The following is a 16,109-nucleotide window of genomic DNA, read 5'->3' as shown; positions in this document are numbered from 1 at the left end:
CCTAAAAATACGCCAACCAAAAGTCCAAAATTTTTAGCTCATTGGTTGGAAAAAACCCCTCATTTACTAGAGCTCGATAGCATAATCGAATGCTATCGATAAGTTCCTGATGTTTGTCAATTTGCAAAGAATCAAGCACACTTATAAATTTCGCATTTCCTAAATATCCATCGATTTCCATTTCAAAATCAGAAATTAAATTATGAGCATTCCTATCTTGAAACATTGTCGGATGACCAAAAGATATTGACCAACCTTTCGCCCAGCAAATTTTTTGGGCGATGAAACCCCGCCAAATATCTGTCATTCGTGTTGAGCAGTTACTCGGTAAATACATAAGCGGAAATGCGACTTTCCACCAAGTCGTGTTTTGACTATTGAACGGACACCAGGACTTAGGCGAAAGAGCTATATTATCCTTATAATCAAAAGTAACGTTTTTGTTTATGATCAGGCGATATATTGCATCGACATCTGTGTCTCCATTGATCAAATTTTGTCGAATTGGGGAGCAGCTATCGTTGTTTTCTAGGGCAAATGTTTCATGCGTTTGGAGTAGTTCAAGAGGGAAACCTCTTGGCCAGACATTCTCCACACCGAAAAATCGATAGATGTTGGTCCATTCATTGTTATTAATGGTCTGCGAGACTGTATTGACAGCTCTGTTTTCAAAAAAGTGACCTATAGGAGCATTGTCATCATCAGTTTCCACTATAACATTTGCACCACTTTCGATTGCCTTTAGATAGCCAAGATTTTTTCGGGCGTATGAGTCAGGTGGTATCTCTTTCGCAATACCTAGCTCGTCTAACTGGTCCACGAAAGAATAAAAAGATACTCCTGGAAGGTTGTAATCATCTGGGGTCTTTCGATCCCCCACAACTATAAAGTTCCATTTGTTTTTTCTGGCGCCAGCTGCAAGAGATTTCATTGACAGCGACGGTTTGTTAATCGAGGTGACAACTAAAAAAACTTGGCTCAAAACGATACCTTCACTTGGTTGATATTGCGACCGGAGCAACCCGTCATTTCCAAAATTTAATCAGTTCTGAAATAACTCCCTCGATCCTTGCTAATCGTCTTTTCTCGTTTATCCGATTTATATCGTCCACATCTCGATTGAAGAAGAGTCCTCTAACCTTGCCTTGTATCCATGAAAATGTAAGGGCACTTAAATCGCGAATTCTGTATAGGACATTCTTGGGCCTGTTCGTGATGCATAGACCTCTGCCGTATGCTCTTTGCCACCAAACATAATATTTCCAGCTTGTCCTACTCTCATCAATGCGATGAAAAACTGTTGCACTGGGTTGGTACACAAACAAATGATCCGCCATCATGCGACCGAATAAATTGGTTTCTTCACTCGGTACCATGCTTGGACCCCACCCAAGGTCTGTTCTAAACATTCCATACTCAATGATTAGATCTTTGCGAACTGCACAATTAGCGCCAAATGGCGGTACGTTCTCGGCTACGACTTTTATATTTCCGCCAAGTTCGCCGAAGTCGTAACGAGCAGTGGGCCCGCCTATCTCGTAGCAAAGATATTTTTCAAGCCAATCTGGAGTGCTAGGTGGCAACAACGGGATGATACGACCTGCCATACCGGACACGGAAGCATCAGAAAAAGCGTCATTTATTGCCTCCATCCAATATTCGGCAAAATTAACGTCATCATCGCTAAAGACAATTACGTCTCCCCTTGCAAATTTTACACCTGTGTTGCGCGCAAATGAAAGTCCTGGCTTTTCTTCTCTAATGAGCTTGACTGGCACATTAAATGATCTGGACACTTGTGAAACGAAACTAGCTGTACCATCAGTGCTGCCGTTATCTACAATTAGTAGGTCCCAATCAGCGCTGGATTTCTGTTTTGCTAACGTTGCTAACGTCAGAGAGAGATGATTTAGCCTGTTCCTTGTGCATATTATGACAGTAATTCTGGGATTCATAATATTTCCGACATTAGTGGCAAATTACGCCAACTATGCAGCATTATTCTCTCCATTTGTGCAAATTGTGGACATAGGTAAGTATTGGGTTAATAGGTTGAACTAAAGAACTGGATGGTTATCAATGACAATCGCCTCTCCTTACAATATCTTTATTACAGGTTGCGGTCGCAGTGGCACTAGCATGGTCGCGGGACTGTTCAGAAACAGCGGAAGGTATTTTGGTGATAGCTTTCATGAAGTGAGAGACAATAATCCACTCGGGATCTTCGAAACTGAAGAAGTAAACGGGTTAAATGAGCGCATATTGTCTCGATATACACCGACACCACAGAATATTCGCGGTGTACCCTTTGCTTGTGATTCTCCTGGCCCCTGGCAACGCTGGCTAGCCCGGATACCACCAGATATTCCAATTGAAGCAGATGCTGCGGAACAACAACAGATTAGAGCTTTAGTCGATAAGCAGCCCATTTGTTTTAAAGACCCTAGATTTTGCTACACCCTTCACGAATGGCTAAGGTATTGCCCAGAAGCAAAAGTCATTTGCGTTTTTAGGAACCCTTCAGTCGTTGTATCCAGCATTTTAAAGGAGTGTAGACAAGCCGAGTATTTGCATGACTTTGCAATTAGTGTGAATCAAGCATTTGAGTTGTGGTGTTTGTTATATTTAAGAGTATTAGATGAGCAGCGTCACAGTGGGGATTGGCTTTTCATAGAATATGAGCAAGTCTTTGATGAATTAATCCAAAATAAAATTGGAGCGTTTACTGGCGACACGGTTGACCGTGAGTTTCCGACACGTCGACTAACACGATCTGTACAAGAGCACTCCATCCCAAAATTAGCCCAAGAAATCTATGATGAGCTAATGGCCTTAGCTTAACATTGCGCTAAGGGTGCATTAAAGCACTACAAATTTCAAAAAAGCTTGTAAGCGTTAATCGTTTCAAGTGAACTATTTAAGGAACATTTATCAGATTATTACAGCCAGGCAGTAGCCTTCTAAGTATTCGTATCTTAGGCTCTATAACGGGGCAATAAGTTAACGTTAACTTCTTAATTTTCTATTCTCCAGAAGTAAAAGTTTAATGCACGTTCTCTGTTTTAACCCTTACGTAAGATGGACGTTGCATGGCGCGCGGCAAGCCGCAATTCTGCACGGCTTACACATGCGCGACACCCAGATCACGATGGTGCTATGTGATGGGCTCATGCCTGAATGCGATCTTTATCAGCCCGCAAAAGGTGACAAGGCCAAACGTACGGGCAAGAGCTGCAACCGGTGCCAAGCTGAATCATCTTACCTGACTGCAAAAAATAACCTTGCTTACTTATGGTTGGGCCGTTGGCTCGAGCCGGGTGTCATTGCAAAAGCGTATGCTTTTTCTAACGCCATAAGCGATCCTGTGACAGCTGAATACAATGATTGGCCGATTGGCGCTTGGGTCAAATCGAGTGTGCATTCTCATTATCGTCGCGAAACTTTGGATTTAGAAGACGCCGACACTGAAACAACGTATCGGAGATATGTTGCTGGCGGCATTGTCATCGCCTCGGCCTTTGATGCTCTGCTTACTCATGAAAAACCTGATGCTCAGTTGCTGTTTAATGGTCGTATGGCCCCCACGCGCATTGCTTTAGAACTGGCAAAGCAACACGGCGTTAGAACCATCACCGAAGAGCGTGGCTTTACGCCAGGGCATTTAAGATTGGTCGAAAATACTCATTGCCTAGACCCTAAACCGTTTTACGCGCTCAGCGCGGCCTGGCAATACACGCCGCTAACTTTGGACGAACGCTCTGCATTAGAAAATTTGCTGGATAAACACTTTGCTGGCTCAGACTATGAAATGTCCCTGTTTGCTGCGCCGGTTCAGGAAACCGAAGGCATTAAGCGTCAACTGGGCATACAGGACAACGTTAAACGCGCAGTCCTTTTCACCTCTTCAACAGATGAGCCCTCTGGTCAACCAGAAGCGGTTGGCTCTTTTGATCACCAGCGGGACTGGGTGCAAGAAACGATTGCTGAATTCAGTCACAAACCTGACTGGACTTTAATTGTGCGCACACATCCGAATTCAGGCGGCAAACGCTCCGTCGGTGATAATGTATCCGAGTTGGACTTTATTGAGTCCCTTCAAGAAAACTGCCCGAACAATGTTGTTATTGTAAAACCCGAAGACGAGATCAGCAGCTATGATCTGATTAAAACCGCGCACTGTGGCCTGATATGGCATTCGAGCCTGGGCATTGAGATTGCGGCAACAGGTCGCCCTGTATTTAGAGCTGGAAATTACTGGTTTCGCGATGCGCGTTTTATGACTCAGCAAACACCTGATGTTAGCTATAGCGATAGTCTGTCACAGTTCCTTTGGGATGCAGCTTCTGGGAAAGCATTCGAGGCAACCATGGAGGCAACGGTCGCAGCGTGGCGCTTTGCTTACTGCTGGTTCTTCCGGCAGTCGATTCACTTTCCTCTTGTTCGACAACCCACTTGGGCCACGGGCGAAGCGGCCTATAACTCTCTTGAAGCTTTGCAGCCCGGCAAAGATCAATCTCTAGATCGGGTCTGTGATATCATTCTTGATCACGCGCCCGTGCATATTGAACCGCATGCGAGATCGTCGGCAGGTGAGGCAGAGGAGCGTGCGCATATAAACGCATTTGTGCAGCGCTTTGCCAAGGCATGACAAGCGGCCCGATAGAACACCTTATTGTTCAGTTAAGGCACCGCCTCAAGGCGAACCCAAACGATGGCGCCGCCCTGCAAGATTTATCTGTCTTGCTCGGCCAAAGCGGTAAGCTTCACGATGCCCTTGAGCTTGCTGAAACGGCTGTTTCACTTTTACACGACTCAGTTGAAGCGTGGCTGAATAAAGGAAATCTAGAAGCCAGACTTGGAAAATCGGAAGATGCCATTGGGTCTTATTTAAGCGCCACCAAAGTCGCGCCGTCTGACGCACGCGCGTGGTATAACTTAGGGAACATTCTCGCCCTAGAACGACGCGGCACAGATAGCATTTCTACACTAGAAATTGCCCATAAATTAGCCCCCACGAGCGCACCCGTTTTAGCGAGCCTCGCCCTTGCCTATCGAAAACAAAACAGACTGTCAGATGCAATACACACTTATGAACTTGCGATAGATTTTGAACCAGAGAATCCGCATCTACGCTCTAATCTTGCGGTGGCACACCAATATCAACCTGATGTCTCTGATGAACTGCTCTATGAGAAGCACAAGAAATGCTTTTTCAATCAATCTCAAGTGGCGGTCGGGCGGCCTGAAATACCCACAGACATTCAGCGTCCCTTGCGCATTGGCTATGTATCAGGGGATTTTCGTCAGCACCCAATAGGCTTTTTTTTAAGCGGTGTTCTCGAATGTCACAATCGCGACCTCGTCGATGCGTTTTGCTTTTCAGACACACGTACGCAGGATGACATAACTTCAGCTCTGAAAGAAAATGCTGATCACTGGATCGAAAGCGGAAGGCTCTCCGATGATGAGCTTTGTCGTGTCATCAGGCAAAATGAAATCGACATATTGGTTGATCTGTCGGGCCACTTTGCACGCAACAGATTGACCGTATTTGCTCAAAAGGCGGCCCCTGTTCAAGTCACCTGGGCCGGCTATGTCGGCACAACGGGTTTGGCAACGATGGACTGGCTCATTGCAGATAAAATCCACGCACCAAAGGGATACGAAAACTACACCACTGAACGGATTATCCGGCTTTCAGATGACTACATTTGTTATACGCCGCCCAGCGTAACACCCGATGTTGCCCCTCTGCCCTTTGACAAGAATGGATACATTACATTTGGGTGTTTTAATAATCTTGTAAAACTGAATGCGGGTGTGCTGCAGGCTTGGACTCACGTGCTGCGAGCCCTTCCAAAGAGCCAGCTTATTCTGAAAACGGCTGATCTGGACCAACCCGAACTCTGCGCGCAAATCAACGCCAGCTTTGAAAGCGCTAATATTGATCTCAGCCGAATAAGCCTGAGACCGGCATCAGACCATATAGGGCTGCTCCGAACCTATGGTGAGATTGATATCGCCCTAGACCCTTTTCCCTACTCAGGGGGGCTAACCACTCTCGAAGCCTTGTGGATGGGTGTGCCTGTGGTCACGAAAACAGGACGATCTTTCTCCGGAAGACACAGCACCACTCACCTGACCGCAACCGGGCTCGCGGACTGGGTTGCGAACGATGACAGCAGTTACATTGCAACTGCGATTGCTAAAGCCTCAGACTCAGAGTCGTTACGAGAACTGCGCAGCACCTTAAGGCAGCGTTTATCTGTGTCCGCCCTTTGCCAACACATCGCCTTTACCCAAAAGCTAGAACGCGCTTTCAAGCACATGTGGGACGATGCCTGTGCCTCGCCTTCGCATGATCGACCGCGTGTCGTAGATATCAGTTAGAATGTCCGGGCAGGCTCCGCAAGTGCTTAGCAATGGAGTCTGCGAGGTAATCAGCAAACAGTTTATTCGCATAACTATTGGGATGGGGATCTGGCGCTGTAACCCAAAGGGAGGCTGGGTTTTCACCCTGCACTGACGGTAACAAAGCCACGTATTCTACATTATGCAAATCTGCCAAAGCAGAAAACCGTTTGGAGATTTCAGCGAATGGATAAGGCGAGAGTTGTCTGAGTTCCGGGTAATCAACAATAATGAGGGATAGGCCAGCCTCCTGGCATAACGCGGCGAGTCGACGGACTGAAGCCTGCATCGTTCTCCACCCCGCAGCATCTTCGTTGTAAAGTTCGGCATAATAGGTTTCCCAATCTTGCCCGCCGAAAAGCGTTCGTCGTGCTGTATCTAAGGCACCAAACAAGATAACGCGACTGTACAGAAACCTATCCCACCATGGCACGTTGTTAACGTGCGGCGTTGGCTCAGCATCATTTATAAACACATTCAGAACAACAACGTCAGGCTTAAGCGCAAGCCCGTACCGTTCAAACCAAGCGACTTCCATCGCCGTGTTGTAATTCCCGACGCCAGTGTTCAACACATTAACTGGCTTGCCAATGCGCTGGGTCAGCATAGGCTCAAGTCGCGCTGAAACCGTTTCGTCCTGTGGAACGCCCCATCCAAAGGTGATTGAGTCGCCTAACATTAAAATTTTGGCCGCAGTATTGTTCATCTGAGACACTGGACTATCTCGATGACCATCTTCATTGATCGCTACCTCAACACCCATCAGTTTCGCTTGCCTACCAGCTTTGTGACGGTGGCCAATCGCTGGGTCCTCCGCAACTTCCTTCAATTGAACAGCGTACTTCCACATTTCAAGGTGATAATGCATGCCCGTATCAACAATGAGCCGGCACGCCCCCTCAAACAGCAAGGCCATCACCGTCAACGATACCACGACAAGTGCAATAGATTGTGAAATAGACTTAAGTTTACTCACCAGTGCGCCGATGCTTTGAAGGCCGATTGTTTTTCTATCCAGCCACCAATACAATCCGCAAAGTGTGTGTGATAGCGTGCGTTAGGGTGACCATTTCCCCCCAATAGATAATCGTCCGGATCCTCCCGCTCGTATCCAGAACAATCGATAACATTGAGGGACAATCCATCGAAAACAGAATCACTCATCTGCGCGCGATCCTCTAGTACCGCAACCAGGAGCTCAGCACTGCTGACATTGGCCAATGCTTTAAATTTCTCAAAAACCATGCGCGTCACTTCTATACTTTGATCCGCCGTATTGTAGACCACAGATTGCAGCCAAATGTTGTGAAGCAGAGTCAGCACGGCTGAGGAGGTCTCAAGTGCCCAGGGCTCTATTGTTTTAAAGGGTGTGAAAACCAAAGCATCATCGACTAAACGAAAGTGCGGTGGTGCGACATACCTGCCCTGAGAGTCTGAAATACTATATACCCAGGACTGATCAGATACATTACGGTTCACATGAGAATCAGCAAACGTCAGCACAATCAAATCTGGCTTGTTTGCAGCGTAGATATCAGACAACACGCGCTCGCTAAGCAGCAAAGCTTGCACTGTACTATAGCCACCATTCCCAAAATTCTCGACCCACAAATTTGGAAACCGCGTGGCTAGTTTGTATGCGAAGGACTCTTGATCAATCACGCCATATGCCTGCGCATTGCTCCCTCCAACAATCATAACCGAGGCTTTGTGCGGCGGAACAGTTGCAGTCTCTCTGGATGCGCGTCGCGCCTTATCCCAGAAAGTCATGCGTGCATTTCCGTACTCCATTGAGACTGAGATGCCGGGCTTGTTGACCCACCCAAGTTCTGAGTCTGGCGTGGACCATGTGGTCTCTTGGCCATCAACGAAAAAGTCATTAACGGCAAGTCTGCGCGGTTCAAAACCGGCGACGCGCGACCCTATTTCCACCATCAGTAAGGAAATGGCGAGAGACAGAATGATCAATAGCGTGTTCCGCAAGATACAACACTTTCAAGATAGGAAAAATGACGCTGCTTGGATGCATTACTAAACAAAGTCATGGATTTATGCATCACGAGAGCCATAGTGGTCAAAAAATGTCCTGTTTTCTGGTCTTACTTATTTGTCATGGGACCAGTTAGTTTGTGGCAGCACATTGGCAGGCTGGCCGAAGCCCTTTAGATTAAGATGATGATTTTTAGGTGAATTCACTATAGTCAGCCTCCCACGCCTTAGAAACGATCGATAAGACTTTCATATGCTTGAATATCCTGTCCGAGTTAACAAAACCGACGTTGGCGGCTTTATCGCAACGCTCGTGGATTTTCCTGACATTGCCTCAGGAAAGGGACCTGACCCTTATGCCGCATTACAGGATCTAGAGACGATAGCCCGGGCGGAACTCCACCTGCGCCAACAAAAGGGGTTGCTTCCCGAGCCCTCCCCGACAGAGGATCGCCCAACAGTTTCTTTCGATGAACAGAAAGCAGTATCTAAACCCAAAAACATCATAGGATGGGCCGGACAACAGCCTCTCATGATTTGCCATAGTTGGACCAACGATGCTGTGTATGTGGATCACTAGGCCGCTTACAAAATGAGTGAAGCCTTAACAGACTTTATGCTGCCCGCTGCTCCAATCGGAGAAATGCTGAAAACAGCAGGACATATATCGGAGACTGACCTCACCAAAGCGCTCGCTTTTCAGGAACAATTTGGCGGCAGACTTGGGGCAATCTTGATCCGAATAGGTGCTGTGTCAGAACAGCACGTTCTGGTGGCACTCTCAGAACAACTCGGCTTTGCTATTATTGATCGCAAAGATCTTCCGCAAGACCCGACTGTATATGTTTCGTGTTTAGAAAAAACAACCGCTGAACCAATTTGGTGGGTTGATTCTGGCTCTCTGTTATGGCGCAACGATTCTGACTCGCGGCCGAACTGCATAAGCCGCGACCCGCTGGAGCCAAGCCTGCAGGAAATGGTTTGCGACACGTTTGAGGGCGAATCTGTAAACTGGTGGCTTACAAGCAGTCGCGATTTGGACTTCATCTTAGACTTAGTCCGTCAATCACTTGTAGGCGATACGATTGATGTCGGAGACGACGTCGCATTATTACGCGAGTTAGCTGAAGAGGCTCCAGTTGTTGAACTGGTATCGAATACACTCGCACAAGCGGTTAATGAAGGTGCCTCTGATATTCATGTCGAGCCACGCGAACAAGAATTTGACATTCGCTACCGTATCGATGGCGTCCTGCAAACGCGGTTAACAATGCCACGCAATCGATTTGATGCCGTCGCCTCCCGGATTAAACTAATTTCTGGAATTGATATCGCAGAACGTCGGTTGCCGCAGGATGGCCGGATTGGCATGCGCATCAGCGGTAAAGATCTTGATGTACGTGTTTCATCTTTGCCTGGCGTATGGGGCGAAAGCCTTGTGATGCGTATTCTGTTAAAAGAGCAGAAAGATTTCTCGCTTAGCAAAATTGGCATGGCAGACGATCACTTTGAGGTGTTTTCAAGGCTGGTAAAAGAGCCCTATGGCATCGTGCTTGTCACTGGGCCAACCGGGTCTGGAAAATCAACAACCCTCAAAGCAACACTTGAACATATTATTGATGGCAAGAAGAAAATCATCACCGTTGAAGACCCTGTAGAATATAACATACATGGCGTCACCCAGGTACAAACCAAAGCGGAAATCAATTACACTTTCGCCCGGGCGCTCAGGTCGATCCTGCGTCAAGATCCAGACACGATTATGATTGGGGAAATTCGTGACCTGGAAACAGCTGAAATCGCCGTACAAGCCTCGCTTACCGGCCATATGGTGTTTTCGACCCTACACACAAATGACTCTCTCAGCGCCTTCACACGCCTGATCGATATGGGAGTAGAACCGTTTCTTGTTGCGTCCTCAGTGCGCGCTGTGATGGCGCAGCGTCTTGCACGGCGTGTCTGCCCCGCCTGCAAAACGGCAGCGACGCCACCACGCCCCATTTTGGCAAAGTATGAATCCATCCAGAACCGATTTACTAATCTCGTGACGGCCTCGCCAGAATGGGTCTCAGCCAAAGGATGTGACGCCTGCCAGCACACAGGGTACCGCGGCAGGATGGGGCTGTATGAAATGGCGGCAGTAACTGATGACATTGCCGATCTCATTATGCAAAATCGTCCTGTTCATGAGCTACATAATGCAGCAGAATCTCACGACTTCCGGACCCTACTCGAAGACGGCCTCATTAAAGCTGCGTTAGGAAAAACATCTGTCGAAGAGGTTATTCGGGTAGCCGGTCAAGCGGGTATGGACGAGAGTAAGTGAGCACCGGATCATTGTTTTTACGCACTTCGCTACTACTGAATTCAAGTTTCATTTAATGACAAGCAAGACCGCTAAAGAATTTTTTGATGATGCTGTTCAAGCCCATAAAGCGGGCGACCTTGAAACGGCAGAGCATGGATATAAATTTCTGACAGAAGTGATTCCGGAAGAAGCAGAACCGCACTATTTATTGGGTGCCGTATTAGTACAGCGTGACCAACCTAACGAGGCTATAGCACCCTTAAAAAAATGTCTTTCTATATCAGAAGAACATACCCCAGCCCTAAGCGCCCTCGGCGCTGCACTTTCAAAAACTGGCCAGCATGAAGAAGCTATTACTGCATTTCGTAAGGCTCTTGCGCTAAATCCGGATGACGAAAAAACAAAACTGAACCTTGGCCGCGCGTGTCTGGCCGGTCATGAGTATGCTTTAGGGGAAGCGACCCTCGCTCCTGTCGTTAAACATAACGGTCTGAATGAAGATGCACTTCAGTTATTATCCTCATGCGTTGCCAAACAACATAGGGCTGAAGAAGCCGCAAACTTGCTCCTTACAGGCTTGTCAGGGGGTCTTAAGACCCCCTCTCTATACGAGAATTTGCTTAAACACCTCATCGACTCCAAACAGTTCCAGGAAGCCTTTGAGCATGCTGCGAGAGCGACGGAGTCATGGCCAGACAACACCGCCATTCTGCTAGCTTACGCCCTGTCAGCGAGCATGCTTGAAAAAAACGACCTCGCTCAACAAGCATTTGAAAAATTGATCGAATTGAAGCCGAACAGCCATGGTAATCTTAATAAATTTGGGAGCCACTTATTCAAAGTCGGGCAATGGAAAGATGCTGAAAGACTTGTAAGACTGGCTTTGGACATCGCACCGGAGATGCCCGGGGCGATATCAAATCTTGGCCGGATCCGTCAGCAGAGAGGAGACTTGGTTGGGGCTCGCGCGCTCTACGAGAAGGCGATAAAAATTAGCCCAACCTATCCGGATGCGCACAACAATCTTGGAAACCTCCTGTTGTTTATGGATGATATCGATGGCTCAATCTCGCACTTTGACAAAGCTGTTGAGTTAAATCCGCAATCCGCTGACATGCGATTTAACAGAAGTTTCTCCATATTAAACCAGGGGAAACTGCGGGAAGCCTGGCAAGATCACAGACTGAGGTTTGAAAAAGAGTCTCCGACACCTGAACGGGTTTGGCCCTGGCCCAACTGGACCGGCGAAGACATAACTGGAAAAAAAGTTTTGCTCTGGGGTGAACAAGGCATTGGCGACCAGGTTATTCATTCCCGCAGTGCGGCTGCAATTTCAGAGTTTGCCAGAGGGTGTACTTTGGAATGCGACGCACGGCTTGAATCAATGTTTGCGAGATCTTTTCCAAATGTAAACGTTTGCGCTGTCGAGGAGACAGCACCTCGTGTTCATGCAACAGGGCCGTATGACTTCCAGTGCTCTACTTTAGATGCGACTTTTCTGCTCAACTCATCTCCCTCAGGTATTTCTGGCCATCCCTATCTAAAGGCCGACCCACATCTTACAAAAGAGTTGAGAGAGAAGTATTTAAATCTATCGAATGGACGACCGCTCATAGGCATTTCATGGTGGAGCGGATGGACGTTTCATTCACACTTCAAGTCTACGGACTTAGACAAATGGGTGAGCATTTTAGACAAACCTCAATCAGCCTTTATGAGCTTACAATATGGTGACAGGGGCGGTGACATAGAAGCCCTTCGATCAAAACGAGGTTTAAGCGTTCTTGAAGATAAAGAAATCAACCCCATGGGTGACCTGGATCAGTTTGCTGCTCAAGTTGCAGCTATGGATATGGTTGTCACCATCTCAAATACGACTGCGCATATTGCCGGCGCACTAGGTGTTCCGGTCTTGAATATGACACCAACAGGTCCGGGTCGTCTCTGGTACTGGTTTATCGAAGGAGACAAAAGCCCATGGTATGACTCCATGCACATTTTTAGACACAAATATGACGAAGGGTGGGACAAAGTCCTCGACAACGTTTCTAAATATCTGGATCAACGAATTCCAAATTTATGTAAAGCGTAACAAACAACTCAATTTAACTGTTACGATTTGCGTCTCAACCTCTGAAACAAGAAAACATACTACTGGTGCGTATAAATTGGCTAAGAGATCGACCGCTAATATTCCAACGTTTGAGCAAGCTGTTCAGTGCCATCAAACTGGTAACTTAACAGCGGCAAGAAGTGGTTATCGCGCGATCCTGCGCAGCAACCCAAAACACGCAGAGTGCCTTCATCTTCTGGGTGTGGTTGAAGGTCAAATGGGAAACCACAAAAAAGGCATCACATTTATTCAGAAGTCGATTGCGCTGAGACCTGATTTTGCCAAACCGTATGGCAACCTAGGACTTCTGCATCAGAAAAACGGGAGCCATGAAAAAGCTGCCAAAGCATTCACGAGAGCCATAGAATTAGATCCTCACTATGAAAAGGCTTGGAATAACCTAGCCGTCGCCTACGCTGATATGGAGCAGATTGAGCCCGCCCTTGAAGCCCTGCGCCAAGGTATAAAATTTAATCCAAAATTTGAGCCGCTGTACGATAACGCCTGCCGGTTTTACAAGCGAAACGAAGACTATTTGAACTGTAAAAACATAGCTAAAACCGCAATTGACCTGTTCCCTGAAAACCCAACCTTACGGATACACCTCGCACATGCCTGCTTTGCTTTGGGGGCTTTTGATGAAGCATGGGACGCCTATAGTTGGCGAAATCAACATCCGGACAATCCGAACAAAGCGTCGGTTTACCCCATACCGGTTTGGCAGGGAGAAGACCTGTCGCAAAAATCAATTCTCATCTGGAATGAGCAAGGCCCCGGCGAGACATTTCTCTTTTCCACGACGCTACCTGAGATTATTTCGGCTGCAGCCCAGTGTATCATTGTAACGCCACGCAGGCTGGTACAGATTCTTCAGCGGTCATTTCCAAAGGCTAACGTAGTTGCGGAAGAAAGCAGCAACATAGAGTCCTCTACCGCAGACCTACAAAGCTCCATGGCGGACGCCTGTGGCTGGCTAAGGCGGGCTTGGGATGATTTTCCCGCCCCAATACCCCATATTGTGATCGACAAGACTCTTGCGCGCAAATACGCTGAACGCGTCCTGACAGAAGAGACAAAAGACAAGCGCGTTCTGAGAGTTGGCATTGCATGGAAAAGCATTAACACCATGAATAACACTCACAAGTCCGTTTCTTTAATGGATTTGCGACCCGTGTTTGAAATTCCTGGAATTAAGTTTGTCAACTTGCAGTACGGTGACGTAACTGAAGAAATTTCAGACTTAAAAAACAAAACAGGCGTTGACCTACACGTAGAAAATCTTGGTGATCCTTTAGTCGATTTAGATGACCACCTAGCGCATATCGCTAGCCTTGACCTGGTTATTACAACGTCAAACACAACCGCCCATGCCGCAGGGTCTATTGGTATGCCAACATGGGTCTTACTACCTCACACGCTGGGAGAAGGCTTATACTGGCCCTGGTTTGTCAATCGCGTGGACAGTCCATGGTACAAAAACACGACCTTATACCGCCAGAAAATACGCAAACAATGGCACATACCAATTCAAAGAATGGCGCTCGACCTGGCTAAATTCAAGACTCACCAAGACGAACCACACTCAGAGTTTGCAAAATGTGACGCGACCACGTTGAGCGATGATTTAGCTAACGCGTCGATGCAGCCGACCGCGATGCCCAGAAAGGCCAGCGAATGAGTCAGACCGAACCAGCAGACTCACTCACAATTTCAGAACTCACCGATGCCTGGTCTTTTATGCAACAGGGTGATGCTGCTTCAGCGTTCCAAAAATTCAAAAGGCTGACTGAGAAAAACCCAAGATCTTCAGACTCATGGGAAGGTTTAGGCGCGTGCTTTCAACATGCCGGTAAAATTGACTCAGCTATTCTCGCCTTCCAACGGGCGCTCAAATATAATCCGCAGTCAGCCTTTAGCCTCACAAATCTAGGGCATCTCTTGGTTGGCAAAGAGAGTTTTGTTGACGCTATTCCGTTTCTCCTTGAAGCCACAACACTCAATCCCTCGTCTGGTACCCTTTGGTCTAACCTTGGCCGTGCAGAATTAGGTGCGGAACGGTTTGCTGAGGCCGAGCGAAGCTTTAGGTCAGCAGTCCACATGAACCCGCGCCTCACAATCGCCTGGCTTAATCTTGCTGCATGTCAACGAGAACTTGCGAAACAGGACGAAGCGCTGAGCTCGCTAGAAGAAGCCCTCAAAATAGAGCCGAACAATATAGAGGCAGCCATTCGCCAAGCGTCCATACACTCAGACCTTGGGCAAACTGACAAAAGCATTGAAGTTCTTGACCGACTCATACAGAAACATCCACAAAGCGCCGAACTACATCAACACAAAGCTTTAGTACTGCTGCGCGCCGAGAGGTTTACTGAAGGCTTTGAGGAATACGAGTGGCGCCTTTATCCATCACCCCAAAGTGTCTCGTCTCGCCCCTTCAATATCAAAAGATGGAAAGGGGAAGCGCTATCAGAAAAGAAAATGCTGGTCTGGCTCGAACAAGGAATTGGTGACGAAATACTGTCGTTGGGCGTTTGGCGAGATTTTCTGTCTGGTGGTGACGCATCACAATGTATTGTTGAATGTGACGAAAGATTAACCAGCCTCATTCAGCGCTCATTTCCAGAAACAAACGTCATACCTCGTAAAGACCCCCCCTCTTTAATGAAAGGGGGGGCAGACTTCGTTTGCCCGTCTTGGTCCGGTGCTCGAATATTAGAAAGACAAAACAAACTTCAAAGTTCTCAGAGGCCATTTCTTATTGCAGAGAAATCGTTAATCAATTCACTCCAACAAAAGTATCGAGACCTTGCAAACGGGCGCATGGTGATTGGTTTATCTTGGGCCAGTGGCGGTACCAACAGAAGATTAAAAACACCACTGCTCCACGCCTGGACACCACTGCTTCAAGACACATCGTTGTTTTTTGTCAGCCTTCAGTTCGCGCCACATAACGATGACTTAAACGTTCTATCCAGCCTTACCGAAAGCGGGATTTATGTAGATGAAGACATTCATACAGCAACGGATATGGACTCTCTTGCATCACAGATCATGGCTGTAGATAAGGTCGTTACCATAAGCAACACAACTGCACACATGGCAGGAGCGTTGGGATCTGACACAGCCCTTCTGGTACCTAAAGGCTACGGCTGTTATTGGTACTGGCATCAGGATCGAACAGATAACCCATGGTACCGTTCTACGTATATCTGCCGGCAGGAAACTCCAGGCGCCTGGGATACTGCGATAGTGAAGGCGCTGGAATGGATTAATCATACCTCATAATCT

At 47.4% G+C, this 16,109-nt stretch carries 12 protein-coding genes; 8 read left to right on the top strand and 4 right to left on the bottom strand.

The window, feature by feature from the left end; all coding sequences use genetic code 11:
- Position 1: 1 nt before the first annotated feature.
- Both RIC29_01985 and RIC29_01980 read right to left on the bottom strand, forming a co-directional pair.
- Entirely contained in the window at positions 2 to 982 is a 981-nt protein-coding gene (locus RIC29_01985; GenBank protein ID MEQ8733667.1) for an STELLO glycosyltransferase family protein, read from the bottom strand.
- Between the two features lie 43 nt (positions 983 to 1,025).
- Entirely contained in the window at positions 1,026 to 1,955 is a 930-nt protein-coding gene (locus tag RIC29_01980; GenBank protein ID MEQ8733666.1) for a glycosyltransferase family 2 protein, read from the bottom strand.
- 124 nt (positions 1,956 to 2,079) lie between these two features.
- Between RIC29_01980 and RIC29_01975 the strand changes: the two genes are divergently transcribed.
- The 3 genes from RIC29_01975 (at position 2,080) to RIC29_01965 (ending at position 6,390) form a co-directional block, all read left to right on the top strand.
- Positions 2,080 to 2,841 (top strand): sulfotransferase, encoded by a 762-nt coding sequence (locus tag RIC29_01975; GenBank protein MEQ8733665.1) that lies wholly within the window; start codon positions 2,080 to 2,082, stop codon positions 2,839 to 2,841.
- Positions 2,842 to 3,046: 205 nt separating this feature from the next.
- Positions 3,047 to 4,648 carry a hypothetical protein gene (locus RIC29_01970; protein ID MEQ8733664.1) on the top strand — a complete coding sequence of 534 codons (1,602 nt, stop codon included), beginning with the start codon at positions 3,047 to 3,049 and terminating at the stop codon, positions 4,646 to 4,648.
- Positions 4,645 to 6,390, top strand: a complete 1,746-nt coding sequence (locus RIC29_01965) for a tetratricopeptide repeat protein (GenBank protein ID MEQ8733663.1) — start codon at positions 4,645 to 4,647, stop codon at positions 6,388 to 6,390. The genes RIC29_01970 and RIC29_01965 overlap by 4 nt, the downstream gene beginning before the upstream one ends.
- Here RIC29_01965 and RIC29_01960 read toward each other — a convergent pair.
- Together RIC29_01960 and RIC29_01955 are read right to left on the bottom strand one after the other, a co-directional pair.
- Positions 6,383 to 7,387 (bottom strand): SGNH/GDSL hydrolase family protein, encoded by a 1,005-nt coding sequence (locus RIC29_01960; GenBank protein ID MEQ8733662.1) that lies wholly within the window; start codon positions 7,385 to 7,387, stop codon positions 6,383 to 6,385. The genes RIC29_01965 and RIC29_01960 overlap by 8 nt on opposite strands.
- On the bottom strand, positions 7,384 to 8,394 hold the full coding sequence (locus RIC29_01955) for an SGNH/GDSL hydrolase family protein (protein ID MEQ8733661.1): 1,011 nt from the start codon (positions 8,392 to 8,394) through the stop codon (positions 7,384 to 7,386). Before RIC29_01955 ends, RIC29_01960 begins: the two co-directional genes overlap by 4 nt.
- 259 nt (positions 8,395 to 8,653) lie before the next feature.
- Between RIC29_01955 and RIC29_01950 the strand changes: the two genes are divergently transcribed.
- From RIC29_01950 to RIC29_01930, 5 genes are all read left to right on the top strand, one after another.
- Positions 8,654 to 8,980: a hypothetical protein gene (locus tag RIC29_01950; protein MEQ8733660.1), complete on the top strand. Its 327-nt coding sequence runs from the start codon at positions 8,654 to 8,656 to the stop codon at positions 8,978 to 8,980.
- 12 nt (positions 8,981 to 8,992) lie between these two features.
- Complete coding sequence (locus RIC29_01945) at positions 8,993 to 10,726, top strand: ATPase, T2SS/T4P/T4SS family (GenBank protein ID MEQ8733659.1); 1,734 nt, start codon at positions 8,993 to 8,995, stop codon at positions 10,724 to 10,726.
- 55 nt (positions 10,727 to 10,781) lie between these two features.
- Positions 10,782 to 12,800 carry a tetratricopeptide repeat protein gene (locus tag RIC29_01940; GenBank protein ID MEQ8733658.1) on the top strand — a complete coding sequence of 673 codons (2,019 nt, stop codon included), beginning with the start codon at positions 10,782 to 10,784 and terminating at the stop codon, positions 12,798 to 12,800.
- Between the two features lie 76 nt (positions 12,801 to 12,876).
- Positions 12,877 to 14,499, top strand: a complete 1,623-nt coding sequence (locus RIC29_01935; GenBank protein ID MEQ8733657.1) for a tetratricopeptide repeat protein — start codon at positions 12,877 to 12,879, stop codon at positions 14,497 to 14,499.
- A gap of 59 nt (positions 14,500 to 14,558) precedes the next feature.
- Positions 14,559 to 16,106 (top strand): tetratricopeptide repeat protein, encoded by a 1,548-nt coding sequence (locus tag RIC29_01930; GenBank protein MEQ8733656.1) that lies wholly within the window; start codon positions 14,559 to 14,561, stop codon positions 16,104 to 16,106.
- Positions 16,107 to 16,109: the final 3 nt, after the last annotated feature.

Source organism: Rhodospirillaceae bacterium, assembly GCA_040219235.1.
Lineage (GTDB): Bacteria > Pseudomonadota > Alphaproteobacteria > Rhodospirillales > Rhodospirillaceae > WLXB01.
Note: the sequence above shows the minus strand (reverse complement) of the source record. Positions and strands in the feature narration are given on the sequence as shown.